A 633-nucleotide genomic window follows, 5' to 3' on the forward strand; every position below is an offset into this window, starting at 1 on the left:
CCAGATAGCATCCATCTCAGAAGTCGATGAGTCGGTAATCCGAAAGTATATGACGGAATCGGCAAAACGCCTTCGTCTGAACTCCATCCATCACATAAACAGAGGATTGAGGCAGACTTTTTATTTTCTGAAGGAAGAAGGGCTGGTTGACCAGGATTATTCCTTTGTATTCTCTCTTCCACTCCCCAAAGAACATAGGGTCCGCAAGCCAATTCCGCACGAAGAGATTGCAGCAATACTTGGATCCATCGACCAGTCTACCCCGCAGGGAAAGCGTGACTACGCCATGATATTGACCGGCGTAGTCACAGGATTGCGGAGTGTGGATATCCGGGAACTGAAGTTTGAAAATATCGACTGGATCAATGGGGAAATCCGCATCTCACAGACCAAGACAGGGAAGGCGTTAGCTTTACCGCTTACCAAAGACGTAGGCGAAGCGGTAAAAAACTATATTTTAGATGGAAGACCTGACAGTAGCTCCGAATATATTTTCCTGCGCACATACGCACCACATCCAAAACTCACCACCAGTGCCATCTATAATGTTTTCAATAAATACAGGTTTGCGCTTGGCCTTCCGAGGTGTGGCTTTCACGATCTCCGCCGTGCTCTTGGAACAAGTCTTGTCAC

At 47.2% G+C, this 633-nt stretch carries 1 protein-coding gene; it reads left to right on the plus strand.

Annotation, left to right across the window (positions count from 1 at the left end; all coding sequences use genetic code 11):
* A partial coding sequence (locus ACTNC0_RS18250; protein ID WP_441088491.1) for a tyrosine-type recombinase/integrase occupies nt 1-633 on the plus strand: 633 nt, incomplete at both ends.

Origin of the sequence: Blautia sp. HCP3S3_B11, assembly GCF_052064435.1 — a bacterium.
Classification (GTDB): domain Bacteria; phylum Bacillota; class Clostridia; order Lachnospirales; family Lachnospiraceae; genus Blautia_A.